General features: G+C 66.7%; 22 protein-coding genes. 5 read left to right on the top strand and 17 right to left on the bottom strand.

What is annotated here, in order from left to right:
• The first annotated feature begins 38 nt into the window (after positions 1-38).
• Positions 39-1,175 (top strand): RNA ligase RtcB family protein, encoded by a 1,137-nt coding sequence (locus RTW82_RS04090; protein ID WP_316924321.1) that lies wholly within the window; start codon positions 39-41, stop codon positions 1,173-1,175.
• Entirely contained in the window at positions 1,175-1,789 is a 615-nt protein-coding gene (prfH, locus tag RTW82_RS04095) for a peptide chain release factor H (RefSeq protein WP_316924322.1), read from the top strand. Before RTW82_RS04090 ends, prfH begins: the two co-directional genes overlap by 1 nt.
• Positions 1,790-1,866: 77 nt before the next feature.
• On the opposite strand, the gene RTW82_RS04100 is transcribed toward prfH, so the two are convergent.
• From RTW82_RS04100 to RTW82_RS04115, 4 genes are all read right to left on the bottom strand, one after another.
• Positions 1,867-2,628 (bottom strand): TerC family protein, encoded by a 762-nt coding sequence (locus RTW82_RS04100; RefSeq protein ID WP_021222311.1) that lies wholly within the window; start codon positions 2,626-2,628, stop codon positions 1,867-1,869.
• Positions 2,629-2,734: 106 nt separating this feature from the next.
• Positions 2,735-4,042, bottom strand: a complete 1,308-nt coding sequence (locus RTW82_RS04105) for a CitMHS family transporter (RefSeq protein ID WP_316924323.1) — start codon at positions 4,040-4,042, stop codon at positions 2,735-2,737.
• Between the two features lie 269 nt (positions 4,043-4,311).
• The gene (locus RTW82_RS04110) at positions 4,312-4,653 is read right to left on the bottom strand and encodes a DUF2388 domain-containing protein (protein WP_265170113.1); all 342 of its coding nucleotides are present in this window, start codon (positions 4,651-4,653) and stop codon (positions 4,312-4,314) included.
• Positions 4,650-5,600, bottom strand: a complete 951-nt coding sequence (locus RTW82_RS04115) for an AEC family transporter (RefSeq protein WP_316924324.1) — start codon at positions 5,598-5,600, stop codon at positions 4,650-4,652. The genes RTW82_RS04110 and RTW82_RS04115 overlap by 4 nt, the downstream gene beginning before the upstream one ends.
• 91 nt (positions 5,601-5,691) lie before the next feature.
• Between RTW82_RS04115 and RTW82_RS04120 the strand changes: the two genes are divergently transcribed.
• Positions 5,692-6,093: a GFA family protein gene (locus RTW82_RS04120; RefSeq protein ID WP_316924325.1), complete on the top strand. Its 402-nt coding sequence runs from the start codon at positions 5,692-5,694 to the stop codon at positions 6,091-6,093.
• Positions 6,094-6,497: 404 nt separating this feature from the next.
• Here RTW82_RS04120 and RTW82_RS04125 read toward each other — a convergent pair whose 3' ends face one another.
• From RTW82_RS04125 to RTW82_RS04185, 13 genes are all read right to left on the bottom strand, one after another.
• Complete coding sequence (locus RTW82_RS04125; protein ID WP_316924346.1) at positions 6,498-8,456, bottom strand: DUF4105 domain-containing protein; 1,959 nt, start codon at positions 8,454-8,456, stop codon at positions 6,498-6,500.
• 20 nt (positions 8,457-8,476) lie between these two features.
• Positions 8,477-8,797 (bottom strand): DUF2388 domain-containing protein, encoded by a 321-nt coding sequence (locus RTW82_RS04130; protein ID WP_021222305.1) that lies wholly within the window; start codon positions 8,795-8,797, stop codon positions 8,477-8,479.
• 182 nt (positions 8,798-8,979) lie between these two features.
• The gene (locus RTW82_RS04135) at positions 8,980-9,297 is read right to left on the bottom strand and encodes a DUF2388 domain-containing protein (protein ID WP_316924326.1); all 318 of its coding nucleotides are present in this window, start codon (positions 9,295-9,297) and stop codon (positions 8,980-8,982) included.
• Between the two features lie 125 nt (positions 9,298-9,422).
• Positions 9,423-9,632, bottom strand: a complete 210-nt coding sequence (locus RTW82_RS04140; protein WP_173178208.1) for a DUF1127 domain-containing protein — start codon at positions 9,630-9,632, stop codon at positions 9,423-9,425.
• A gap of 252 nt (positions 9,633-9,884) precedes the next feature.
• Positions 9,885-10,097, bottom strand: coding sequence for a DUF1127 domain-containing protein (locus RTW82_RS04145; protein WP_021222302.1), 213 nt, complete (start codon positions 10,095-10,097; stop codon positions 9,885-9,887).
• Positions 10,098-10,410: 313 nt separating this feature from the next.
• Positions 10,411-11,904, bottom strand: coding sequence for an acetyl-CoA hydrolase/transferase family protein (locus tag RTW82_RS04150; protein WP_316924327.1), 1,494 nt, complete (start codon positions 11,902-11,904; stop codon positions 10,411-10,413).
• Between the two features lie 271 nt (positions 11,905-12,175).
• Entirely contained in the window at positions 12,176-13,612 is a 1,437-nt protein-coding gene (locus RTW82_RS04155) for an NAD(P)(+) transhydrogenase (Re/Si-specific) subunit beta (protein WP_043243046.1), read from the bottom strand.
• 2 nt (positions 13,613-13,614) lie between these two features.
• Positions 13,615-13,929 carry an NAD(P) transhydrogenase subunit alpha gene (locus RTW82_RS04160; RefSeq protein WP_021217425.1) on the bottom strand — a complete coding sequence of 105 codons (315 nt, stop codon included), beginning with the start codon at positions 13,927-13,929 and terminating at the stop codon, positions 13,615-13,617.
• 12 nt (positions 13,930-13,941) lie between these two features.
• Positions 13,942-15,063 carry a Re/Si-specific NAD(P)(+) transhydrogenase subunit alpha gene (locus tag RTW82_RS04165; RefSeq protein ID WP_111263302.1) on the bottom strand — a complete coding sequence of 374 codons (1,122 nt, stop codon included), beginning with the start codon at positions 15,061-15,063 and terminating at the stop codon, positions 13,942-13,944.
• A 520-nt stretch (positions 15,064-15,583) separates the two neighbouring features.
• Positions 15,584-18,139 (bottom strand): LuxR C-terminal-related transcriptional regulator, encoded by a 2,556-nt coding sequence (locus RTW82_RS04170; protein WP_316924328.1) that lies wholly within the window; start codon positions 18,137-18,139, stop codon positions 15,584-15,586.
• A 177-nt stretch (positions 18,140-18,316) separates the two neighbouring features.
• Positions 18,317-19,687 carry a DUF1329 domain-containing protein gene (locus tag RTW82_RS04175; protein ID WP_031287008.1) on the bottom strand — a complete coding sequence of 457 codons (1,371 nt, stop codon included), beginning with the start codon at positions 19,685-19,687 and terminating at the stop codon, positions 18,317-18,319.
• A gap of 25 nt (positions 19,688-19,712) precedes the next feature.
• On the bottom strand, positions 19,713-21,479 hold the full coding sequence (locus RTW82_RS04180; RefSeq protein ID WP_316924329.1) for a DUF1302 domain-containing protein: 1,767 nt from the start codon (positions 21,477-21,479) through the stop codon (positions 19,713-19,715).
• Positions 21,480-21,693: 214 nt separating this feature from the next.
• Entirely contained in the window at positions 21,694-22,602 is a 909-nt protein-coding gene (locus tag RTW82_RS04185) for a LysR family transcriptional regulator (protein ID WP_021217420.1), read from the bottom strand.
• Positions 22,603-22,786: 184 nt separating this feature from the next.
• On the opposite strand from RTW82_RS04185, the gene RTW82_RS04190 reads away from it, so the two are divergent.
• Together RTW82_RS04190 and RTW82_RS04195 are read left to right on the top strand one after the other, a co-directional pair.
• On the top strand, positions 22,787-23,968 hold the full coding sequence (locus RTW82_RS04190) for an acyl-CoA dehydrogenase (RefSeq protein WP_021217419.1): 1,182 nt from the start codon (positions 22,787-22,789) through the stop codon (positions 23,966-23,968).
• Positions 23,969-24,040: 72 nt separating this feature from the next.
• Positions 24,041-25,264, top strand: coding sequence for a CaiB/BaiF CoA transferase family protein (locus RTW82_RS04195; RefSeq protein WP_043243039.1), 1,224 nt, complete (start codon positions 24,041-24,043; stop codon positions 25,262-25,264).
• The last annotated feature ends 612 nt before the right edge of the window (positions 25,265-25,876 follow it).

The following is a 25,876-nucleotide window of genomic DNA, read 5'->3' on the forward strand; positions in this document are numbered from 1 at the left end:
TCCAAGCATTTTTCGTTTCAACCCATTTGGATTGGACTATGGGCACTTGCATTCGCAATTTGTCCGACGGCATCACCCTGATCGCCGCGGACGACACCTGGATCGAAGGAAAGGCGATCCAGCAACTTGAAACCACCGCCCGCCTGCCGGGCATGCAACGGGTGGCCGGCATGCCGGACCTGCACCCGGGACGTGGCTACCCGGTGGGCGCCGCGTTCTTCTCCAGCGGCCGCTTCTACCCGGCGCTGGTGGGCAACGACATCGGCTGCGGCATGGCCTTCTGGCGCACCGATATCCCGGTCGCCAAGCTGCACCTGGACAAGCTGGAGAAGCGCCTGGGCTCCCTCGACGCACCGCTGGACGACAACTGGCAGGAGGCGATCGCCGCCTTCGGCCTGCCGCCCTGCGGGCACGAGCGTTCCCTGGGCACCATCGGCGGTGGCAACCACTTCGCCGAGCTGCAGCAGCTCGACGAAGCCTATGACGACGCGGCCCTGGCGGCCCTGGGCGTCGACCGCAAGCACCTGCTCCTGCTGGTGCACAGCGGCTCCCGTGGCCTGGGCGAAGCCATCCTGCGCGAGCAGGTGGACCGCTTCAGCCACGCCGGCCTGCAAGCCGGCAGCGTCGAGGCCGAGCACTACCTGGCCCGCCACGACGGCGCCCTGCGCTTCGCCGAGGCCAACCGGCAACTGATCGCCCGACGCATGCTGGAACGCCTGCGTGCCGACGGCGAGCAACTGCTGGACGTGAACCACAACCTCGTCTCCGCCGCGACCATCGGCGGCGTCGACGGCTGGCTGCACCGCAAGGGCGCCACGCCGGCGGACCAGGGCGTGATGGTCATCCCCGGTTCCCGGGGCGACTACAGCTACCTGGTGGCACCGGTGGCCGACGAGCGCAGCCTGCTCTCGCTGGCCCACGGCGCTGAGCGCAAGTGGATGCGCAGCGAGTGCAAGGACCGCCTCGCCAAGCGCTACAGCGTCGAGCAACTGGAACGCACCGCCCTCGGCAGCCGGGTGATCTGCGCCGACCGCGCGCTGATCTACGAGGAAGCGCCGGAAGCCTACAAGGCCATCGATTCGGTGGTCGGCGCCCTGCGCGAGGCCGGTCTGGTGCGGGTGCTGGCGCGGCTCAAGCCGGTGCTGACCTACAAGACCAAGGGAGGCTGCTGCTGATGATCCTTCTGCAACTCTCGGCGGCCCAGGGGCCGGACGAATGCGCCCTGGCGGTGGCCAAGGCGCTGCACCGGCTGCTGGACGAAGCTGCCACGCTGGATGTGCAGGCCCAGGTGCTGGAGCGGGAGGAGGGCGCCCGTCGCGGCACGCTCGCCTCCGTGCTCCTGGCCCTGGACGGCGCGCGTGCGGACGAGCTGGCCGGGCACTGGGAAGGCTCCCTGCAATGGACCTGCCCCAGCCCCTACCGGCCCAACCATGGGCGCAAGAACTGGTTCTTCGGCGGTGCGCAGTTCGCCGCGCCACCGGCCAGCCTGGAAGGTGAGATCCGCTTCGAAGCCCTGCGCTCCTCGGGCCCGGGCGGCCAGCACGTCAACACCACCGACTCGGCGGTGCGCGCCACCCACCTGGCCAGCGGCATCAGCGTCAAGGTGCAGAGCGAGCGCAGCCAGCACGCCAACAAGCGCCTGGCCACGCTGCTCATCGGCCAGCGCCTGGCACAACGCGCCGAACAGGCCGACGACGCCCTGCGCGCCGAGCGGCGCCTGTTCCACCACCGCGTGGAGCGGGGCAACCCGGTGCGTTGCTTCCGAGGCGAGCGCTTCGAGCCGGTGTGAGCCGGCTTTCACCCACCCACAAAAAAACGGGGCCATTCGGCCCCGTTCTTCATTTCAGCTGGCGATGACGCCCGGGCTTATTCCCCGGGGATGTCCTTGCGCAGCTTGACCGGGTCTTCCTTGCGCTTGCGCGCGGTGCGCATGCGGATGTTCAGGGCTTCCACGGCCAGGGAGAAGGCCATGGCGAAGTAGACGTAGCCCTTCGGCACGTGGACTTCGAACGACTCGGCGATGAGCACGGTACCGACCACCACGAGGAAGGACAGGGCCAGCATCTTCAGGCTCGGGTGCTTGTCGATGAAGTCGCTGATGGTGCCGGCGGCGGCCATCATCACCAGCACGGCGACGACGATGGCGGCGACCATCACCGGCACGTGGGAAACCATGCCCACGGCGGTGATCACCGAGTCCAGGGAGAACACGATGTCGATGATGGCGATCTGGATGATGGTGCCGATGAAGTTGCGCGCGGCGCCACCGGCCTGCGGCTGCTCGGTTTCATCCTCGCCTTCGAGGCTGTGGTACATCTCGGTGCTGCTCTTCCACAACAGGAACAGGCCGCCGAAGAACAGGATCAGGTCGCGCCCCGAGATGCCCTGGTCGAAGACGTGGAACAGGTCGGCGGTGAGCCGCATGATCCAGGTGATCGACAGCAACAGCAGGATGCGGGTGACCATCGCCAGCGCCAGGCCGAAGAAGCGGGTGCGTGCCTGCATGTGGGGCGGCATGCGGCCCACGAGGATGGCGATCATGATGATGTTGTCGATGCCCAGGACGATCTCCAGGGCAGTCAGGGTGAAGAAGGCGACCCAGATTTCCGGGCTGGTCAGCCATTCCATGATGCGGTTTCCTCGTGCGTTGCTGCGTTCAGGGGGTTGGAGCACGACGAAGCCGGAATCTGCGCGAGGGCATTTCCGGCTTCGGCGAGGGCGCGTCGCCTGCGGTTCAGTGTGTACCGAACAGCGGGAACACGCCGAGTAATAGTGCGGCGAGCAGGATACACAGACAGATCATCACCGCCCACTTCAATGTGAAGCGCTGGTGGTCGCCGAATTCGATCTTCGCCAGGCCCACCAGCAGGTAGGTGGAGGGCACCAGCGGACTGAGCAGGTGCACCGGCTGGCCTACGATGGAGGCCCGCGCCATCTCCACCGGGCTGATGCCGTAATGGCCCGCCGCTTCGGTGAGAACCGGCAACACGCCGTAATAAAAAGCGTCGTTGGACATGAAGAAGGTGAAGGGCATGCTCACCAGCGCGGTGATCACCGCCATGTACGGCCCGAGGGACGGCGGGATCACCGCCAGCAGGCTCTTGGACATCGCCTCCACCATGCCGGTGCCGGAGAGGATGCCGGTGAAGATGCCCGCGGCGAAGATCAGCCCCACCACCGCCAGCACGTTGCCGGCATGGGCCGCGACGCGCTCCTTCTGCTGCTGCAGACAGGGGTAGTTGATGATCATGGCGATGCTGAAGGCGATCATGAACAGCACCGGCAGCGGCAGCAGGCCGGCGATCAGCGTCACCATCAGCGTGGCCGTCAGCGCCGCATTCACCCACAGCAGTTTCGGCCGGCGCGCTTCCGGGTACTGGGAAACGCTGATCTCGTCGTGGCTGATCTGTTCGTCCGGCAGGTGCAGCACGCCGAGGCGGGCCCGCTCACGCTTGCCATAGACCCAGGCCAGGGCGAACAGCGCTACGGCGCCGGCGACCATGGCCGGGATCATCGGCACGAAGATGTCCGACGGGTCCACGTGCAGGGCGCTGGCGGCGCGGGCGGTGGGGCCGCCCCAGGGGGTCATGTTCATGATGCCGCCGGCGAGGATGATCAGCCCCGCCATGATCAGCGGGCTCATGCCCAGGCGGCTGTAGAGCGGCAGCAGGGCGGCCACGCAGATCATGTAGGTGGTGGCGCCGTCACCGTCGAGGGAGACGATCAGCGCCAGGGCGGCGGTGCCCACCGAGACCTTCAGCGGGTCGCCCTTGACCACCCGCAGGATGGCGCGCACGGCGGGGTCGAACAGCCCGGAGTCGATCATCAGGGCGAAGTAGAGGATGGCGAACATCAGCATCACGCCGGTGGGGGCGAGCTTGCCGATGCCCTCCAGCATCATCGGGCCGATGCCGGCCGCGAAGCCGCCGAGCAGGGCGAAGACGATGGGGACGATGATCAGCGCGATCAGCGCGGACAGGCGCTTGGTCATGATCAGGTACATGAAGGTCATGACCATGGCGAAGCCAAGGAAGGTCAGCATGGGAATCTCCGGACGAGGGGCGACGAGGGCGGGGCGGGTTCAGCGCGCGGGTCGGGTACGGAGAGGGGGCGGAACGAGGCCGTGAAGGCGGCAGGAGCGGAGCATGGCAATCACCCATCTTGTTGTTGTCGGGGTTGCCGGGCGGAGCGGATGCAGCGCCCGGCGGCCGGTCTTTGCCGGCAGTGGGGCGATGCTAAGGGGCGAAGCTTTCAACCAGCTTTCGCGGCGAACGAGCGGTGAACGTGCGGCCAATTCCGGACGGGCGGCGCTCAGAGCGGTTGGGCGAGTATCGCCTCGGCCAATTCCTGGTCGCTGTACCGGGCCAGCTCCTCGCGCTGGCGCAGCACCTGAAGCGCACCTTCCAGCTGGGCGCCACGGATGGCCCCGTCACTGGCGAGAAAGCTCGCCGCATCGTCGCGCACCAGCACCAACCGGGGCTCGCCGCCGCCCATGGAGCGCAGGCTGAAGGTGAGGGTGAAAAACGGCGACAGGGTGATGACCCCGGCGTACACGGCGCCCTGGACGAACGGGTTCTGTTCCTCAATTGGCGCAGCCAGGGCCGGCTGAAGCGCCAGGCAGGGCAGCAGCCCGTAAAGCCAGCGGGCGTTCATGCAACCCCCTGCAACAAGGCCAGCACCAGCAGCAGGGTCACCCCGGAGAGCAGCGTCTGCAGGGTGATGATGCCCGCCATCAGATGGCCGTCGCCGCCCAGCTGGCGGGTCAGCACGTAGGCGGTGGGGGCGGTGGGCAGGGCGAAGAACAGCACCAGGATGCTGCTCTCCATCGCCGGCAGGCCGAGCAGGCGCGCCACGGCGAAGGCCAGGGCGGGCATGGCCAGCAGGCGCACTGCGCAGTTCCAGCCCAGGGCCGGCAGCTCGCCGCTCAGCTCGCGGGGTTGCAGGGCCGCGCCGACGCAGAGCAGGCCCAGGGGCAGGCTGGCCACGGCGAACAGGTTGAGCAGGCGGTCGATGCCGCCACCCAGGCCGAAGCCGGCGAGGTTGTAAGCGGCGCCGGCGAGGCAGGCGAGGATCAGCGGGTTCCTGGCGATCGGCAGCAGCAGGCCCTTGGCGCTGACCCCGCGCTCGGCGGTGAGCGACCATACCGACAGCAGGTTCACCGTGGGCACCATCAACGCCAGCATCAGCGCGGCGATGGCCAGGCCCTCCTTGCCGAACAGGCTGCCGATGGCCGCCAGCCCCAGGTAGGTGTTGAAGCGCAGTACGCCCTGGGTGATGGCGCCGAAGCGCGCCGCCGGCCAGCCCAGCACCCGCTTGGTCACCAGCAAGGCCGCCCAGGCAATGCCTAGGCCCAGCAGTACCGCCAGGGCCAGGCGCGGCAGCGCGGGGTTGTCCAGCGGCGCCGTGGCCAGGCTGCTGAACAGCAGCGCGGGGAAGAGGATGAAGTAATTGAGGCGTTCGGCGGCAGGCCAGAAGGCATCGCCGGGGAAGCCCTTCAGGCGCAGCACGTAGCCGCCGACTATCAGGGCGAACAGGGGCCAGAGGGCCTCTAGCAATGGGATCACAGCGACGTCCGGTGGTCCGGTTGGAGAGGCGGCCATCTTGTGCAAGGCTGCGCCCGTGCGCAAGCCGACCATTGGCCGAGGTGCATTTCAGCGTCTAGGTTTTCTCACTGCACAGGAGGATGTACCCATGACCCACGTCCATATGGGCGGCTGCCATTGCGGACGGCTGCGCTACCGCTTCGACGCCCCGCTCAGCGATATCGCCCACTGCCATTGCTCGGACTGCCGGCGCACCAGCGGCGGCATCGTCACCACCTGGATCACCGTGCCCCTGGCGTCCTTCACCTGGACCCGTGGCGAACCAGCGGAATACCACTCCTCCCCCGGCTGCTCGCGGTACTTCTGCAGCTGCTGTGGCTGCCTGCTCGGCCTCTTCACCCAGCAGGCCCCGGACACCATGGATGTGACCACCGCGACGATGGACGACGTGGCCCAGGCCCTGCCGGACCGGCACATCTGGGTGCGCAGCCGCCTGCCCTGGCTGCACCTGGACCCGAGCCTGCCGGAGGAGCAGGAGGAGACCCTGTAGCCGGCCCATGCCGCCCCTGTGGCTAAACAATGGGATCACAGAACAGTCGGGCTGAGCGGATACAAAGCCGCCGTAGACGCTTTGCGCTCGGTGTGAAGTCCCTCATCGCATTCACCATCGCGGTGATGGGTATCGCTTCGCTCAACCCATCCTACGGTGCTGCAATCCGTCACGGCAGCGCCTGCGTAGGGCGGGTGAAACCCGCGAAGGTTCTGTGTGCGGGACGCCGGGTTGCACCCGACCTACGGGGCTCATGCCACGGCGTGGCGGCAATACGTAGGGTGGGTAGAGCGCAGCGAAACCCACGCGGATGGTTTCCGGCAGCATTCATTCCTTATCGGCCTGCGCCTTGATCGTAGGGTGGGCTTCAGCCCACCGCTGGGGCTGTCTGTAGGGCGAGGCCGTCAGGGCAGCTCGATGCCGCCAGCGTCCTTGTGCAGCTGGCGCAGGTGGGCGCTGAGCTGGTCGAGGTTGAGCTGCACGGCGTCCAGCTCGGCGAGGATGCGCGGGTCGATGAGCTGGTGCAGCTCGCGGTCGAGATCATCGGTGAGGCCACGCAGCTTCAGCTGGCGGCTGCTGCTCTCGGCTTCCAGGCGCTGCCATTCGCTGGTCTGGGGCAGGCCGTAGCCACCTTCGAGCATGTCCGCCGGGCGGCTGAGGAAGCCGCTGTTGGCGAGGATCTGCTCCAGGGTGCCGCCAGCCTTGGAGAACTCGGCGTTGCCGAGCGTCTCGCGGCTGTCGAGGTAGCGCCGCTTGAGCTCGTCCTGGGCCAGCAGCATCTGCTTGCGCATGGCGGCCTGCTCCAGCAGCAGCAGGGCGGCGCTGGCGCGCAGGTCGGCGTTGGCGATCCAGGGGCGGCGCTGGTCGCCGGGCAGGTCGAGCCAGGTTTCCACGTCGGCTTGCGGCAGCTTCAGGCGTTCACGGGCGATGCTGAACATGGCCTGGTAGCGGTCGCGGAAGGAGTCGAAGCGGTAGCCCAGACGCAGGGCTTCCCTGGGGTCGCGCAGCGGTTCCGGGTCGGCCACGCCGCGCCCTTCCAGCAGGGCCAGCAGGCCGTTGGGCATGATGCTGTCGAGGTCGCTCAGGCGCGGGTCGCCGGTGCCGCTGCGCAGCAGCTTGAGGGTTTCCACCGCGCAGTTGTTGGAGAGGAACCAGTAGTCGCCGTCGTAGCTCCAGTGCATCTCGGCGGCGCGCTCCACCAGTTGCTCCACCTGCTCGCGGTCGAGCTTGAGCGGCACCGAGGCGAGGCTGCGCATTTCCACCTTGGTGTATTCGTCGATCACCTGGGACAGCGGTAGCACGAAGAGGCGCGAGGGGTAGGCGCCGGTGAGGCCGTCCCAGCTGGAAAGCTGCACGTCGCCGACGAAGGCGCGGTAGGACAGCACCAGGTGCTGGTCGAGGTCGAGGCGGCAGTCGGGTCCACGGGGCCGGCCGGGGGCGCAGATGACCAGGCGCAGCATGCTGTGGCCCCAGCGGCTGACCCAGTTGTCGTTGGCCTCGGCGAACAGGTAATCCACCTCATAGACCCGCTCGGGGTCGAGGCGCCCCAGGGGCTGGCGGCCGAAGTCGCGCCCGGCGTTGAGGTAGGCCAGGTCCTTGCCGCACTCGGCCTGCTGCGCCGGGGCCCAGCCGAAGTGCTGGCGCAGGTAGCGGTACAGCGCAGGGCGGCGGCAGGCGAAGGCGGGGTCGAGGAGGAAGTACTCCATGTTCACCGCGACGAATTCGCGCGGGTTGCTCAGTTCGTAGAGATCCGGGCTGCGCGCGGCCTGGTGGTTCTCCGCTTCGCGTGCGCCCCGGCGACCGACCTGTTGCGGCCAGCCGGCGAGGTCGAGCAGGCGCGGGTCGTCGCTGAGGCTGAAGCGGCGCGCCACCTGTCCCCGGCATTCGCCACGCTGGCCCACCAGGCCGGTGCTGCTGGCCGCCAGGCCGCAGCGGAACTGCTGGCTGCGCTCGGCCGCGGTGCGCCAGCGGGCGCGGTCATAGAGGTGGGTGAGTTCGTGGAGCACGGTGGCCAGCAGTTCGCGGCGCACGGTGCCGTGGGGGCGGTTGGTTTTCTCGGTGGCGGCGCTGCCATCGGCCAGGGCCGGCAGCAGGGCGCGGTTGAGGTCGAGGGCGTCGATACGGGTGGCGCGGCCGTAGGCGTTGTCGGGCAGGTCATCGGCCCAGGTGACCTCGACGCGGCGGTCGAGGCGCTGGATGAGGCTCGGCGGCAGGGCGGCGAGGGCTTCATCCAGCAACTGTTGGCTGGCCTGGCGCTGGGGCGCGCTCAGGCCGTCACTGTTCAGGTCCAGTTGCAGGTCGGCCCGAACTGTTGCGCTCGCCACTATCCCCGCGAGGCAAAGCCAGCGCAGGACAGTGGGCAGGCGCGGGTTCAAGGCGCTGATCAGAGGGCGAGGATGGCCTGGGCCAGGGCTTCGTCGCTGGCGTCGCGGGCCTCCGGCAGGCGCTCGCGCAGGGTGCTGAAGGCGGCTTCCAGCTGCACGCCACGGATGTTGCCGGAGCTGGCGACGAAGCTGGCGGCGTCGTCACGGGCCTCGCGGACCACCTTCATGTCACGCACCGAGGTGGTGGTGTCGGAGGTGAAGTCGATGCTGCGGCCGAAGGCGCGGACGATGATATTGCTGGTGGCAACCAGGGTCTGTGCCTGGACGGCGCCGGCAACGAGGGTGAGGGCGGTGGCGGCGGCGATCAGCGTGCGGCGCATGGGGTCTCTCCGAAGGTGAAAACTGTACGGGTCATTGGACGAAAAACCCCGGGCGCAGTTCCAACCGAGCGAAGCGGCGCAAAGGGCTGCCGGGCCGGGGGCGCGGCGGGCGCCAAGGCTAGCGGAATGCGGGGTTCAGGGCCAGGGCCGGCAGGCGCGGGGCGCGCCTGCCGGGAGGGGCGTCACAGGGCGAGGATGGCCTGGGCCAGTTGCAGGTCGCTGGCCAGCAGCTGCGGCTGGGCGCTGCGGATGTGCACGAGGGCGGCTTCCAGGCGCGCGCCACGGATGTCGCCGGAGCTGGCGACGAAGCTGGCGGCGTCGTCGCGGGCGGCCAGCACGAGCTTGTCGTCACGCAGGGAGGACGTGACATCCGAGGTGGCATCCATGGTGGCGCCGACGGCACCGACGACGGCATCAGTGGTGACCACGAAGCTGGTGGCCGAGGCGCTGGTGGCCAGGGCCAGCAGGGTGGCCGCGCCAAGCAGGCGGGAAAGGGGCATGGGGATAACTCCTGTACGGGACGAAGGGCACCGCACGCGCGGCGCCCCATGGCGTGAAGCCTAGCGAAGCGGCAGGGGCCCTTCCAGTACTGGCGAAAAGCCCCCGTGCCCGACGGCTTGCTTGCCTAGCGCCAGAAGGGCTTGTCCAGCTCCTGGCTGCGGTCGCACTCGCTGAGCCCGATGTCCGCCAGTTGCTGCGCGTTCAACTGTGCCAGCTGGTGGCGGGTGCGCATGTTGCGCTGCCATTCGGCCACGCGGGCGAACAGGCGGATGGCCAGCGGGGTGCGTTGCAGGGACGGGGCGGCGGGGGCAGGGGAAACGAAGCTGCGTTCCATGGCGGTCTTCCTTCCCGCTCCAGGGCGGGTTCGGGTTATGGGAGACCATATTGGCGTGCGGGTGCGCCGCGCGGCAGAGACAGCAAGGCGTAATTGTATTGGGTCAGTGGTTGCGGGGCGGCAACTGTATCGGCCTTATTGCGCCGGGCTGTTCCGTTCGCGTTTCGAGGCCCTGAAAAAACGAAACCCGCCGGCAATACCTCTGCGGCGGGTTCTGTCAGGTGTTGCAGTGCGGCTGGCGCCGCTTCGGGCTTAGCGCCAGAAGGGCTTGTTCAGCTCCAGTTCGCGCTGCGCCTCGCTGATGCCGGCGTCGGCCAGCAGGCGGGAGTCGAGCATCGCGAGCTGATGGCGGCTGGAGATACGACGTTGCCACATCAGCAGGGTGGAGATGACGCGCAGCGGCCAGGCGGCTTTGACGGTCGATTCGGTGTTGAAGATCAGGTCGGAACTGAGGGTACGTTCCATGGTGGCGCTTCCTTCCCGCTTGTGGCGGGGCTAGAGGGGTTTGTCTGGTGCCTATTTTCTGTCCAGAACAAACGACCCTGTAGTCACAGCTGATTGAAATTGTACGGGTAGTACTGAGCAAGCTAACTAACTGTGCCGGCAATATTTCGATCAGCTGTAATGGTGCCCCGTTGAAACCCTCGGCAAAAGACTAGAAACCGCAGTTTTACCTGCCGAAGTGAACTTCGGCAGGGTTTGTCAGCAGTACAGTTGGCTTTTCACCGCAAGCTGTTTTTTGACCTGTATGTCAGTAAAAAGCCTGCTGTACCGGTGTTCAACTGGCGAGCATGCGCCCGGTTTCTTCCAGGTTGATGTGCCAGTCCATGGCTTCGCGCAGCAGGTGGGGGGTGTGGCCGCCCTTGGCGCAGGCGCGCTCGAAGTAGTCCCCCAGCGCGGCGCGGAAATCGGGGTGCACACAGTTGTCGATGATCACCCGGGCGCGCTCGCGGGGCGCCAGGCCGCGCAGGTCGGCCAGGCCCTGTTCGGTGACGAGGATGTCGACGTCGTGCTCGGTGTGGTCCACGTGGCTGACCATGGGCACCACGCTGGAGATGGCGCCGCCCTTGGCGATGGACTTGGTGACGAAGATCGCCAGGTGGGCGTTGCGGGCGAAGTCCCCCGAGCCGCCGATCCCGTTCATCATCTTCGTGCCGCCGACGTGGGTGGAGTTGACGTTGCCGTAGAGGTCGAACTCCAGGGCAGTGTTGATGCCGATGATGCCCAGGCGGCGCACCACTTCGGGGTGGTTGGAGATCTCCTGCGGGCGCAGCACGAGCTTGTCCTTGTAGCGCTCGAGGTTGCCGAAGACGTCGGCGTTGCGGCGCGCGGAGAGGGTGATGGAGCTGCCGGAGGCGAAGCTGAGCTTGCCGGCGTCGATCAGGTCGAAGGTGGAGTCCTGCAGCACCTCGGAGTACATGCTGAGGTCCTGGAAGGGTGAGTCGATCAGCCCGCACATCACGGCGTTGGCGATGCTGCCGATGCCGGCCTGCAGGGGCGCCAGGCTGTTGGACAGGCGCCCGGCCTCGACCTCGCGGCCGAAGAAGGCGATCAGGTGGTCGGCGATGGCCTGGGTCTCGGCATCCGGCGGCAGCACGGTGGAGAGCGAGTCCGGCTGTTCGGTGAAGACGATGGCGGCGATCTTCTCCGGGGGGATCGGGATGGCGGTGGTGCCGATGCGGTCGTCCACGCGGGTCAGGGGGATGGGCGTGCGGGTCGGCCGGTAGGTGGGGATGTAGACGTCGTGCAGGCCTTCGAGGTTGGTGTCGTGCGCCAGGTTGATCTCGACGATCACGCGCTTGGCGAAGATGGCGAAGCTGGCGGAGTTGCCCACGGAGGTGGTGGGCACGATGTGGCCTTCCTCGGTGATGGCCACGGCCTCGATGACGGCGATGTCCGGCAGCTTGAGCTGGTGGTTGCGCAGCTGTTCGACGGTTTCCGACAGGTGCTGGTCGATGAACATGACGCTGCCGTCGTTGATCGCCTTGCGCAGGGTGCTGTCCACCTGGAAGGGCATGCGCCGGGCCAGTACGCCGGCTTCGGTGAGTTGCTTGTCGAGGTCGTTGCCCAGGCTCGCCCCGGTCATCAGGGTGATCTGCAGCGGCTGCTGCCTGGCGCGCTCGGCCAGCGCCCGGGGCACGGCCTTGGCCTCGCCGGCGCGGGTGAAGCCGCTCATGCCGATGGTCATGCCGTCTTCGATGAGGGACGCGGCATCGGCCGCACTCATTACCTTGCCCAGCAGCGAGGGCAGGCGTACGCGATCAGGGTGCATGGGGGAACCTCGGGCAACGGGGGAAACGAGCCGCGCAGTCTAGGGGCTCCGAGGGCCGCCGCCTTCTATACCAAGGTCGAAGAGCGCGCGCATGAATGAAGGGCAGGACGGAGGGGGTAGGCGCGCATTCATTCGCGAAGCGCTTCTCAGGGGGTGGGATTTCCAGGCAGCCCTGCGGTCTGCTTCGCGGATGGATTCGCTCCCACAGAAATCCCCCCATAAAAGAAAACCCCGGCGCGTGGCCGGGGTTTTCGGTGGTGCGGGGCAGGGGTCAGTCGACCGCCTTGACCATGTCTTCGATGACCTTCTTGGCGTCGCCGAAGACCATCATGGTCTTGTCGAGGTAGAACAGTTCGTTGTCCAGGCCGGCGTAGCCGCTGGCCATCGAGCGCTTGTTGACGATCACGGTCTTGGCCTTGTAGGCCTCGAGGATCGGCATGCCGGCGATCGGCGACTTCGGGTCGTTCTTCGCGGCGGGGTTGACCACGTCGTTGGCGCCGAGCACCAGGACCACGTCGGCCTGGCCGAACTCGGAGTTGATGTCTTCCATCTCGAACACCTGCTCGTAAGGCACTTCGGCCTCGGCCAGCAGGACGTTCATGTGGCCCGGCATACGGCCGGCAACCGGGTGGATCGCGTACTTCACGGTCACGCCGCGGTGGGTCAGCTTCTCGGCCAGTTCCATCAGCGCGTGCTGGGCACGGGCCACCGCCAGGCCGTAGCCGGGGACGATGATGACGGTGTCGGCGTTGGTCAGCAGGAAGGCGGCGTCGTCGCTCGAACCGGATTTCACCGGGCGGGCTTCCTGGGCGCCAGCCGGGCCGGCCGCTTCTGCCGCACCGCCGAAACCACCGAGGATGACGTTGAAGAACGAGCGGTTCATCGCCTTGCACATGATGTACGAGAGGATTGCGCCGGACGAACCCACCAGCGAGCCGGCGATGATCAGCATCGAGTTGTTCAGCGAGAAGCCGATACCGGCCGCCGCCCAGCCCGAGTAGCTGTTGAGCATCGACACCACGACCGGCATGTCGGCACCGCCGATCGGGATGATGATCAGCACGCCGATGACGAAGGACAGGGCCACCAGCAGGGCGAAGGCACGGATGTCACCGGTGAGGGTGAAGTACAGGCCCAGGCCGATGATGGCCAGGCCGACTACCAGGTTGACCAGGTGCTGGCCCTTGAACTGGACCGGGGCACCCTGGAACAGGCGGAACTTGTACTTGCCCGAGAGCTTGCCGAAGGCGATCACCGAGCCGGAGAAGGTGATGGCGCCGATGGCTGCACCGAGGAACAGCTCCAGGCGGTTACCGGCCGGGATCGCATCACCCAGGGCGGCAACGATGCCCAGGGATTGCGGCTCGATGACGGCGGCGATGGCGATGAACACGGCGGCCAGGCCGATCATGCTGTGCATGAAGGCGACCAGCTCCGGCATCTTGGTCATTTCAACGCGTTTGGCCATGATCGAGCCGGCGGTGCCGCCGACCAGCAGGCCGACGATGACGTAGCCGATGCCCTGGGTGGCCAGCTCGGCGCCCAGCTTCCAGATCAGGCCGATGGTGGTGAGCACGGCGATGGCCATGCCGATCATGCCGAACAGGTTGCCGCGACGGGACGTAGTCGGGTGCGACAGGCCTTTGAGTGCCTGGATGAAGCACACCGAGGCGACGAGGTAGAGAACAGTGATCAGGTTCATGCTCATGGTCAGTGCTTCTCCGCCGACGCCTTGGGCGCTTTCTTCTTGAACATTTCCAGCATGCGTCGGGTGACCAGGAAGCCACCGAAGACGTTGACCGCGGCCAGGGCCACGGCCAGGGTGCCCATTGCCTTGCCCAGCGGGGTGACGGTGAGGGCGGCAGCCAGCATGGCGCCGACGATCACGATCGCCGAGATGGCGTTGGTCACGGCCATCAGCGGGGTGTGCAGGGCGGGGGTGACGTTCCAGACCACGTGGTAGCCGACGTAGATCGCCAGCACGAAGATGATCAGGTTGTAGATGCCGTCAGAAATCATATCCATGTCCGCTGCCCCTTAGCCGTTGGTGCGGACGACTTGCCCGTCGCGGCACATCAGGCACGCGGCGACGATGTCGTCTTCGAGGTTGACGTGGAACTGGCCGTCCTTGTCGAGGACCAGCTTGAGGAAGTCCAGCAGGTTGCGCGCATAGAGGGCCGAAGCGTCCGCCGGCACCAGGGCCGCGAGGTTGCTGTAGCCGACGATGGTGACGCCGTGCTTGACCACGACCTGCTCGGCCTCGGTCAGCGGGCAGTTGCCGCCTTGGGCCGCTGCCAGGTCGATGACCACGGAGCCCGGCTTCATTTCGGCGACGGTCGCCTCGTGCAGCAGGGTCGGTGCCTTGCGGCCCGGGATCAGTGCGGTGGTGATGACGATGTCGGCCTGCTTGGCGCGCTCGTGCACCGCCTTGGCCTGGCGCTCCATCCAGGAGGCCGGCATCGGGCGGGCGTAACCGCCAACGCCCTGGGCGCATTCGCGCTCTTCGTCGGTCTCGAAGGGAACGTCGACGAACTTGGCGCCGAGGGATTCGATCTGCTCTTTCACCGCGGGGCGTACGTCGGACGCCTCGATCACCGCACCCAGGCGCTTGGCCGTGGCGATGGCCTGCAGGCCGGCAACGCCGGCACCGAGGATGAGGATGCGCGCGGCCTTAACGGTACCGGCGGCGGTCATCAGCATCGGCATGAAGCGCGGGTAGTGGTGCGCGGCCAGCAGCACGGACTTGTAGCCGGCGATGTTGGCCTGGGACGACAGCACGTCGAGGCTCTGGGCGCGGGAGGTGCGCGGCGCCGCTTCGAGGGCGAAGGCGGTGATGCCGCGGGCATTCATGCGCGCGATGGTCTCGTTGCTGAACGGGTTGAGCATGCCGACCAGCACGGCACCGGCCTTCATGAGGGCCAGTTCGGCGTCGGACGGGGCCACGACCTTCAGCACCAGGTCGGCGCCGAAGGCGGCGGCGTCGCTGCCGATGGTGGCGCCGACGGCTTCATAGGCCGCGTCGGTGATGCTGGCGCTGACGCCGGCACCGCTCTGGACGGTGACCTGATGGCCTTGGCCGATCAGTTTCTTGATGGTCTCGGGAGTCGCGGCTACCCGCGTTTCACCGGCCAGGGTTTCGAGAGGAACACCGATGTGCACGTAAATTCTCCTGCGTGATCGTTGTGATTGACCAGCGCACTACGTTGGCGCTCTGGCGGGGGCGGATCAGCACAAAACCGCTGGTGCACAGGGTGCGAACCGGCGGGCGCGGCATTTTGCAGGCGAACCGCGAGTGCTTCAAGGAGTTCTGAAGCTAAACGCGGCAGTAACTACAAGTCACCAATTGACCGGTGAAACGGCCATTTGATTCAAAGCACCGCCCGGACTGGCTGCGAAGCCTATCCGGAGGCCCTGTGGGCGGGAAATGACATCCCTGACATGAATGGCTGTCCATCAGGCCATGCCGGACCCACTGGGGAGGCCGCGACATCCTGCCGTTATTGGCGGCGCGACTGTTAGTCAGCGTTTTTTATAGTTGCCATAAGTGTCTGGAAAACGGGGCTTCTGTAGCTTTGATGAATAGTTGACTACAGGGTCAAATGCCCTCGAAAGGCCCATTCCAGAGGGGTATGTACAGGCAGGGCGGACGCGCCCTGTGGTGGATTGTCGCGGGTGGGCCTCAAACCAGCAGGCCGAGGCTCTTGGCGCGCATCACCGCTTGGGTGCGGCGCTTCACGCCGAGCTTGCTGTTGATCTTCTTGGTGTGGGTTTTCACCGTGTTCACCGAGATGAACAGGTAGCTGCCGATCTCCTGGTTGGAGAAGCCTTCGGCGAGCAGTTGCAGCACCGAGCGTTCGCGCTGGCTGAGCAGGTTGCTGTTGTCGGTCTCGCCCGCCACGCCGGGGCGCCCGGTGGCACTGCCGGCGGCCGGCCATTCCTGCAGCAGGCCCTGCATGCCGAGGCTCGCGGCCTGTTGCCGGGCATCGCGCTCCAGGTTGGCGGCGTCTTCGAGGCCGAGCCAGCGCGCCGCTTCGGCCAGGGCCAGGCCCACTTCACAGGCCAGCGGCCGGAACTGGAGGAATTCGCAGCGCTGCAGCAGCGGGCGCAGCATGGCCTCGGCCTGTTCGGCGCGCCCTTCTGCGAGGTGCACACGGGCCAGCAGGAGTAGGTTGCGCAGCGGCAGGGTGGGGTAGTCCAGCGGTGGCATCCAGGGGCTGTCGCCTTCGAAGTAGCGCTGGATGCGCAGGCCCACGGGTTCGACGCGGTCCCAGCGTTGCTGGCGGCCGAGCACGCGCATGCTCTGCAGGCTGAGCACGCCGTTGAAGGACAGCCGCCAGACCTGGCGGCAATGCATCTCCCGCTCGGCATCACGCAGGTGGACGAAGGCCTGGTCGAACTCGCCGCGCCGCGAGCAGAGCTCGGCCAGCCCGAGGTAGCCGTGCAGGGCGAAGGGGTCGGCGCATTCCAGGGCTTGTGCCAGGCCGATGCGCAGTTCGGCTTCGCCTTCGTCGAGGCGGCCGTGGATCAGGTGCAGTTCGCCCTGGATCAGGTGCAGTCGGCCGAGCAGCAGGCCGTCCACCGCCTTGCGCTGGCCGATCAGGGCGAAGCTCTGGGTGACCAGCCCCTGGGCGCGGGCGAACTCGCCGCGCAGCAGCAGCAGGCGGGTGCGGTCGAGGTTGATCAGGGTTTCGAACAGCAGGCTGCCCTGGCGCCGGGCGATCTCCAGGGCGTCGTGCAGGCGCACCGGGGCGAGGTCGGGCTGGCCGCTGGCCATGGCGATGCGGGCGAGGGCGGAGTGGCACAGCAGGATCGGCATCCAGTCCCGCTCGGGCAGGTGCTCCAGGGCTTGCTGGCAGTGCAGCGCGGCGTCCTGCCCGGGGCGGCCGCGCAGGGCGCCGAGCACGCCGTGCAGGGCCTGCCAGTTGGCCAGCAGCTTGCGGTTGCGGCGGGCATCGGCCTGGGGCAGGAAGCGGCCGAGCTTGTGGATGCAGTCTTCGGCTTCGTCCAGGCGCCAGGCCAGCAGCAGGGCCCAGGCGTTGAGGGTGAGCAGGCGCGGCGTGCTTTCCAGCAGCAGGGCGGGGAGGCGGCCGCGCCAGGCCAGCAGGTGGGCGAGGTGTTGCTCACCGGTGAGCCATTCCTGGCCCAGGTGCTCCAGGTAGTTGGCGGCGACTTCCGGTTGCCCGGCGCAGAGCGCTTGCTCGATGGCGTCTTCCACCTGGCCGGCGGCGATGAATACGCGGCAGGTGGCCAGGTGCAGGTGCGCGGCGGCGGTGGCGGAGATGCGGTTGCGCAGGACCTTGGCCACGGCCGGGAGTACCCGGTACCAGTGGCCGTCGTCGTCCAGCGGCATGAAGAAGGCCTGGCGGGCGAGCAGGCGCGAGAACAGGTCGGCGCCGTCGCTTTCTTCCCAGAGCTGGCGGCACAGGTCGGCAGAGACCTTGGGCAGGTGGACCAGGGCGAACAGGCAGCGGGCTTCCTCCTCACCCAGGCGGGCGAGGAGTTCGTGGTCGAGGTATTCCTTGAGCCAGCAGTGGGTGGTGGCTGCCGCGTTGCCGGCGTGGGGATGGTTGCGGCTGGACAGTTGCAGGCGGGTGCCGGCGCACCAGCCTTCGCTTTCTTCCCAGAGCTCCTGGCGCTGGGCTTCGCTGGCCTGGGGGGCGAGCTGGTCGACCAGGCGCTCCAGCTCGTCACGGGTGAGGGCGAGCTGGGTGGCGTCGAGCTCCTGCAGCTCGCCGGCCAGCAACAGCCGCGGCAGGTTCCAGTCCGGCCGCTGGCGGGCGCTGACCAGCAGCTGCAGGTTGGGCAGGGCGCGGGCGAGGAGCTGGTCGATGCAGGCGTCGAGCTCGGCGGGCGGCTGGCTGGGGTAGTCGTCGAGCACCAGCCAGAGGGGTTGGTTGCCGCCGTCCAGCAGTTGCAGCAGGGCCAGTGGCGCAGGCAGGTCGGGCACCGGGCGCTGCAGGGCGGTGGCGATCTGCGCGACCAGTTGCTGGGGTTGCAGCGCCTGGCCGGCGAGGTTGAGCCAGAGCACCTGGCCCGAGTCGCGCAGGCCCAGCAGCAGTTCGCTGAACAGCACGCTCTTGCCGAAGCCGGCGGGGGCGCAGAGCAGGCGCAGGCGGCTCTGTTCGGCGAGCAGGCGTTCGGTGAGCCGGGGGCGCGGCACGTGGGCCGGCGGCAGGCGCGGAATGCTGGGGTGGGGGGCGCGAACGGACGGAACGCCGGAGCTGCTGCGGGGCATGGCGGTTCTCGCGGGTGTTGTTGTTATGGGATGAACCGTGGTCGTTGAGACTAGACCCAAGGCGGCTACAGTTGAAGCGCTATGGCCGGGAATGATTGTGCGCCATAACGCAACCCCGGAACGCACGCGCCCCGGACAGGCCGGGGCGCGTTTGCAGCGGTTGGAGCTGTGGTTGGATCAGCGGATGCCGGCGTTGCGCAGGGCGGCCGGGGTGTAGTCGGCGCCGCTGGCCTTGAAGCCGAATTCGGTGCCGTGCTTCTCCTCGTTCTTCAGGCCCAGGGCGATGTAGCGGCCGGCGATGATGTCGTACAGGGCTTCCAGGGTGTAGCCGGACACCTGCTGGCCATAGTGGTACTCGGCATGGCCTTCGCCGACGCGCCAGAGCTGGCCGCGACCGTCGTAGTGGTCCACCAGGGCCACCTGCCAGCTGTCTTCATCGATGTACATGTGGCGCTTGGCGTAGATGTGCCGCTCGCCGGATTTCAGCGTGGCTTCGACTTCCCAGACGCGGTGCAGCTCGTAGCGGGTCAGGTCCTGGTTGATGTGGCCGGCCTGGACGATGTCCTTGTACTTGAGGGAGGTGGAGTCGAGCTTGTAGCTGTTGTAGGGGATGTACATCTCCTTCTTGCCGATGAGCTTCCAGTCGTAGCGATCGGGCGCGCCGGAGAACATGTCGAAGTTGTCGGCGGTGCGCATGCCGTCGGCGGCGGTGCCGGGGCCGTCGTAGGCGACCTGGGGCGCGCGGCGCACGCGGCGCTGGCCGGCGTTGTAGATCCACGCCAGGCGCGGCTCCTTGACCTGGTCGATGGTCTCGTGGACGAGCAGCACGTTGCCCGCCAGGCGCGAGGGCGCGAGGACCCGTTGCTTGAAGTAGAGGAGGATGTTGGCGGCCTTGTCCTGGTCGAGGTCGGTCATGTCGCCGGGGAAGGCGACTTCGTCCTGGAACTGCACCGGGGAGAAGGAGCCGTTGGTTTGCGGGGTGACCTGCACCACCAGGCGCCGGGCGTTGCCGCCGCGGTAGCGGGTGATGTGGTTCCACAGCACCTGGACGCCGTCCTTGGGAATGGGGAAGGCGTAGTAGTGGCTGGCGGCGAAGTTGGAGAGGCCGTTGCCGCCATCCACCGGCTGGGTGTTGACCGCGCTCTGCTTGGCGGCGGCGTAGATGGCCTCCGGCGCGGCGGCGGTGCGGTGGGTGGTGTAGACCGGGATCTTGTAGGTCTCGGGGTAGCGCTTGAACATCGCCAGTTGGCCTTCGGAGAGCTTGTCCTTGTACTGCGCGGCGTTGGCGGCGGTGATGGTGAAGAGCGGCTTCTCGCTGGCGAAGGGGTCGGCGAGGAAGCCATTGGCGTCGATCGGCGCGGCGTTCCTGGGCAGGCCACCGGTCCACTCGGGGATGCTGCCGTCAGCGTTGCCGGCCTTCTCGGCGCCCAGCGGGGTGAGGCTGGTGCCGAGCTTGGCCGCTTCGTCGGGCGATACCGCGGCCATCACGGTGGCGGCCAGCAGGCTGAGGGCCAGCACACCGCCTTGCAGGATTCTTGTGGTTCTCATTGTGCGAGTCCTATGCGGTCGTTGATCAGAAGTTCAGGCCGAAACTGAGGGCGATGAAGTCGCGGTCAGTGGTGGTGTTGTAGTGGCCGCCGAAGAAGTCGGTGTAGCTGAGGCTGGCGGTGTAGGTGTTCTGGTATTCGGCGTTGAGGCCGAGGCTGATGGCCTTGCTGCCTTCGTTGAAGTTGGGGCCGTAACCGTCGACGTCATGGGACCAGGCGACGCTGGGGGTGAGGTTGATGCCGGCGAAGACGTTGCTGTAGTCCAGGGCGGCGCGGGCGCGGTAGCCCCAGGAGCTGCTGGTGTAGAAGCCCTTGTCGTTGCACTCGCGTTGCGCCGGGCTGGTGGCGGTGAGCGCCAGGCAGGTGGCTGCCGAGGAGAGCTGGCCGGGGCCGTAGATGGGGTCGCGGCCGTAGCGCAGTTCGCCCATGTCGTCGTCGAGGCCGCCGATGTGGTTGTAGCCGACCTCGGCCACCAGGGTGAGGCGGCTGGCGCCCATGACCTGGTCGACGAACTGGGTGGCGGTGACCTGGGCCTGGGTGACGGGCTTGCGCTCGTAGCCGTGGAGGATGGCGCCGGCGGTGTTGCTGCCATGGCCGCTTTCGAAGATCGGCGAGGAGGGCACGGCCAGGGCGGCGAAGGACAGGTCGGTGCTGTTGAGCTGCAGCGGCATGTTGGGGCGGAAGCTCAGCTCACCGGCGACCGAGGTGCCTTCGATGTTGGTCTGGAAGCTGACGCCGTAGAGGCGGATGTCCTCGGGGTATTCGATGAAGTAGCGGGCGCCCGGGGCGCCGGGGATCACTGCCAGGCTCGGGGTGGTGGTGCGGATGGTGCTGAAGATCGGGCCACGGCTGTGGTAGTTCATCGCATAGGCGCCGAACTCGGTGTCGTTGAACTCCGGGACGAACCAGCGCATGGCGACGCCGAACTGGCCGCTGTCGCGGGCGTCCTTGTCGCCGGCGCGGGGGATGTAGAGGGTGGCGCCGCTGTTGGGCGAGACGCCGGGCGGCAGGTCCGGGCCGTTGACGATCAGGCGGTCGGTGCAGCCATCGGCGACCACGTCGGCGGTGGAGAAGAAGGTGCCGCAGTTGTCGGCCACCGTCTGGTCCCATTCCAGCTGGTAGAAGGCTTCCAGCGAGAGGCTGTCGGTCAGGCTCTGGGACAGGTAGATCATGTTGACCGGGATGAGGCCTTCCTTGATCTCGGCGCCGGGACGGCGGAAGGCGGCGGCGTCGATGGGGTTGATGCTGTTGATCGAGTTGCCGATGAAGGTGCTCTCGCCCCAGCTGACCACCTGCTTGCCCACGCGCACGCTGCCGGGCAGGTCGCCCAGGTTGTAGTTGTGGTAGATGAAGGCGTCGAGGATCTGCGCGCCGGAGGATTTGGCGCCCTCTTTGCGGTTGTGGTCGTCGATGTCGTAGAACTCGCGGTGCTCGTCCTTCAGCTCGAAGTCGTACCAGTACTTGCCGCGGATGAAGACGCCGGTGTCGCCGTACTTCAGCTCGAGGTCGTGGATGCCCTTGAATATCTTCGAGAAGGTTTCGCCCTTCTTGAAGTTCAGGCGGCCGTCATCGGAGGTGCGCGACAGCGCTTCGCCCCCGCTGGCGACGGAGATGAATTCCGGGTCCGGCGCGCGGGTGCCCCAGCTCGCGCCGACGGACAGCGACGAGTCGAACTGCGCTTCTATTTCCCCGATGTTGAAGGTGATGGCGAAGGCGGGGGCGGTGCACCCCAGTGCCACGGCGGCGGCCAGCGCGTGCGGCCGGAAGATTCCGCGCATTGTTCTTGTTGTCATGCGGCTCTCCAGTGAAGGATGAAGGAGGCCTCATGCTAATCAGCCGAAAGTCTGCCCATAACTGCCTGAACGGGCGATTTCGCCTATCACCCGGGTGGGTGATGCCATCGCCCGGGCGGGGCTTTGCGGGGGCTTTTCAGGGTGCGGGCGCCGGCGTGGGATGACCTGGCGGGGTGCGCTGCTACTTTGCGTGACAGTGCCGGGGGCTGGCGTCTCAGTCCTGCCCGGCCTGCTGGCGATAGAGGCGCGCGGCTTCCACCAGCCAGTCGCGGAAGGCGCCAAGGGCGGCGGACTCGACCTTGCGCTCGGGGATGATCAGGTAATAGGCCTTGTCGCTGCGGAAGCTGTGGTCCAGGGCGGTGACCAGGCTGCCGTCGGCCAGCTCGCGCTGGATCAGGAAGGGCGGGATGAGGGCGATGCCCATCTCGTGGGTGGCCGCCTGGGCGAGCATGGAGAACAGCTCGTAGCGCGGGCCGCTCATGTCGCGAGCGACGTTGAGGCCGAGGGAGCCGAACCATTGGCGCCACGCATAGGGGCGGGTGGTTTGCTGCAGCAGCGGCAGCCGGGCGATCTCGCTGGCGCTGAGCCGCTCGCGGCCCTCCAGCAGGCGCGGGCTGCACACCGGCACCGAGAGTTCGTGCATGAGGAAGTGGGATTCGGTGCCGGACCAGTCGGCGTCGCCGAAGTAGAGCGCGGCGTCGAAGGCGGTGTCGGCGAAGAGGAAGGGGCGGGTGCGGTTGGTGAGGTTGACCGTCACTTCCGGGTGCAGGCGCTGGAAGTCCGCCAGCCGGGGGACCAGCCACTGGGTGCCGAAGGTGGGCACCACGGCCAGCTCGATGGCCATGGCGCCCTGCTGGCCCATCACGGCGAGGGTGTCGCGTTCCACGGCATCCAGCTGGGTGGCGATGCGCCGGGAGTAGGCGAGGCCGGCTTCGGTGAGCTTCACGCCACGGCGCGAGCGGCGGAACAGCTCCAGGCCGAGGAATTCTTCCAGCCCGCCGATCTGCCGGCAGACCGCGCTCTGGGTCAGGGCCAGTTCTTCGGCGGCCTTGGTGAAGCTTTGGTGCCGCGCGGCGGACTCGAAGGCGATCAGGGCGCTGGTGCTGGGGATCTTGCGACGCATGCTGTACCTCTGCCTCACAATTGAGCGGCTTAAATGGCGGTCATGGCGGTTTCGGAGTGAGAAATTAGCACAAGAGGGTGCGAAATCCTCGTTTGCCCCTCTCGCCCAGCACTGTCTAGGATGAATGCATACGACAAGACGGGCGCGACCCGTTCCGCATCCACCGCTTACCGAGGATTCCTCCATGGCTGCCAAAGCTGCTTTCAACTGGATCGACCCGCTGATGCTGGACCAGCAACTGACGGAAGAAGAGCGCATGGTGCGCGACAGCGCCGAGCAGTTCGCCCAGGACAAGCTGGCCCCCCGCGTGCTGGAAGCCTTCCGTCATGAGAAGACCGACGCGGCGATCTTCCGTGAGATGGGTGATGTCGGCCTGCTGGGCGCGACCATCCCGGAGGCGTACGGCGGTAGCGGCCTGAACTACGTGTGCTACGGCCTGATCGCCCGCGAGGTGGAGCGTGTCGATTCCGGCTACCGCTCGATGATGAGCGTGCAGTCGTCCCTGGTGATGGTGCCGATCAACGAATTCGGCAGCGAGGCGCAGAAGCAGAAGTACCTGCCCAAGCTTGCCAGCGGCGAGTGGATCGGCTGCTTCGGCCTGACCGAGCCGAACCACGGTTCCGACCCGGGCTCGATGATCACCCGCGCGCGCAAGGTGGACGGTGGCTATCGCCTCAGCGGCAGCAAGATGTGGATCACCAACAGCCCGATCGCCGATGTCTTCGTGGTCTGGGGCAAGGACGATGCCGGCGATATCCGTGGCTTCGTGCTGGAGAAGGGCTGGGAAGGCCTGAGCGCTCCGGCCATCCACGGCAAGGTGGGCCTGCGGGCGTCCATCACCGGTGAGATCGTGATGGATAACGTGTTCGTACCGGAAGAGAACATCTTCCCCGAGGTGCGTGGCCTGAAGGGGCCGTTCACCTGCCTGAACTCCGCTCGCTATGGCATCTCCTGGGGTGCCCTGGGCGCTGCCGAGTTCTGCTGGCACACCGCGCGCCAATATGTGCTGGACCGCCACCAGTTCGGGCGCCCACTGGCTGCCAACCAGCTGATCCAGAAGAAGCTGGCCGATATGCAGACCGAGATCACCCTGGCCCTGCAGGGCTGCCTGCGCCTGGGTCGCATGAAGGACGAGGGCACCGCCGCCGTGGAGATAACCTCCATCATGAAGCGCAACAGCTGCGGCAAGGCGCTGGACATCGCCCGCCTGGCCCGCGACATGCTGGGTGGCAACGGCATCTCCGACGAGTTCGGCATTGCCCGTCACCTGGTGAACCTGGAAGTGGTGAACACCTACGAGGGCACCCATGACGTGCACGCGCTGATCCTCGGCCGTGCGCAGACCGGCATCCAGGCGTTCTTCTGATCCATGGCCTGCCACTCCTTCTATATATAGAGGGAGTGGTGCCTGCCTTTACTTCCTCCTTCAGGTGATTCCATGGCCGGTGCCCTTTCGCATATCCGCGTGCTCGATCTCTCCCGCGTGCTGGCTGGCCCCTGGGCCGGGCAGATACTCGCCGACCTGGGCGCCGAGGTGATCAAGGTGGAGCGCCCGGGCGCGGGGGATGACACGCGTTCCTGGGGGCCGCCCTACTTGAAGGACGCCGATGGCCGGGATACCAGCGAGGCGGCGTACTTCCTCTCCGCCAACCGCAACAAGCAATCAGTGACCATCGACTTCACCCAGGCCGAAGGGCAGGCGCTGGTGCGCAAGCTGGCGGCGGAGTCGGACATCCTCATCGAGAACTTCAAGGTGGGTGGGCTGGCCGCTTATGGGCTGGACTATGAATCCCTGAAGGCGATCAATCCGCGTCTCATCTATTGCTCCATCACCGGCTTCGGCCAGTTCGGGCCTTACGCCAAGCGTGCGGGCTACGACTTCATGATCCAGGGGCTGGGCGGGCTGATGAGCCTGACCGGGCGCTCGGACGTGGAGGAGGGCGCCGGGCCGGTGAAAGTGGGGGTGGCGCTGACCGATATCCTCACCGGGCTGTATTCCTCTGTCGCCATCCTCGCGGCATTGACCGCGCGGGAGACGACCGGGCGTGGCCAGCACATCGACATGGCGCTGCTGGACGTGCAGGTAGCCTGCCTGGCCAACCAGGCGATGAACTTCCTCACCACGGGCAACGCACCGCGCCGGCTGGGGAATGCGCACCCCAATATCGTCCCGTATCAGGACTTCCCCACCGCAGACGGGGATTTCATCCTCACCGTCGGCAACGATGGGCAGTTCCGCAAGTTCTGCGAGGTAGCCGGCCACCGGGAGTGGGCTGACGACTCGCGTTTTTCTTCCAACAAGGCGCGGGTGGCGAACCGGGCCGAGCTGATTCCGCTGATCCGCCAGGCCACTGTGTTCAAGACCACGGCCGAATGGGTGGCGGCGCTGGAGGAGGTTGGCGTGCCCTGTGGGCCGATCAACGACCTGGCGGCAGTGTTCGAGGATCCCCAGGTGCTGGCCCGTGGCTTGAAGGTGGAGCTGCCGCACGCGCTGTCGGGGCTGGTTGCCCAGGTGGCGAGCCCGCTGCGGTTGTCCGACACCCCTGTGGAATACCGCCTCGCGCCGCCGCGCTTGGGCGAACACACTGATGAAGTGCTCGCGCGGGTACTGGGGCTGGACGGCGGCGCTATCGCTACGCTGCGCGACAAGCAGGTTATCTGACCCTTCCTATATATAGAGAGGGAAAGGGTGATTCCTGACCGTTTGAACAAAAGATTCAGCTTTTTTCAAAATGGGGGTTTACACCCATCCTCGCTCATGTAGAATGCGCGCCTCGCTGAAGCGGAACGCTCCGCTGAAGCGAGTAAGTTGTTGAAACGAAAAGAAATTTTCAAAAAACAACTTGACGCGGTGTCGGGGTGATGTAGAATGCGCCCCTCGCTGAAGAAGACGAAGTCAACTGAAGCGCTAAGTTGTTGAGTAGAAAGAAAAAATTCTTCGAAAAACAGCTTGACAGATAGAAAGGCTGCTGTAGAATGCGCGGCCTCGGTTGAGACGAAAGGCTTAATCGAAATTGCTCTTTAACAATTTGAATCAAGCAATTCGTGTGGGTGCTTGTGATGTAAGACTGGTGGTCGACTGATTATCAGCAACACAAGTAACACTCGTGAATTCGAGAGTTTATCTGGTGGTCGACTGATTATCAGCAACACAAGTAACACTCGTGAATTCGAGAGTTTATTTGCGATTGCTGAGCCAAGTTTAGGGTTTTCTCAAAACCCAAGCAGTATTGAACTGAAGAGTTTGATCATGGCTCAGATTGAACGCTGGCGG

The organism is Pseudomonas sp. zfem005, assembly GCF_032621735.1.
GTDB classification, from domain to species: domain Bacteria; phylum Pseudomonadota; class Gammaproteobacteria; order Pseudomonadales; family Pseudomonadaceae; genus Metapseudomonas; species Metapseudomonas solani.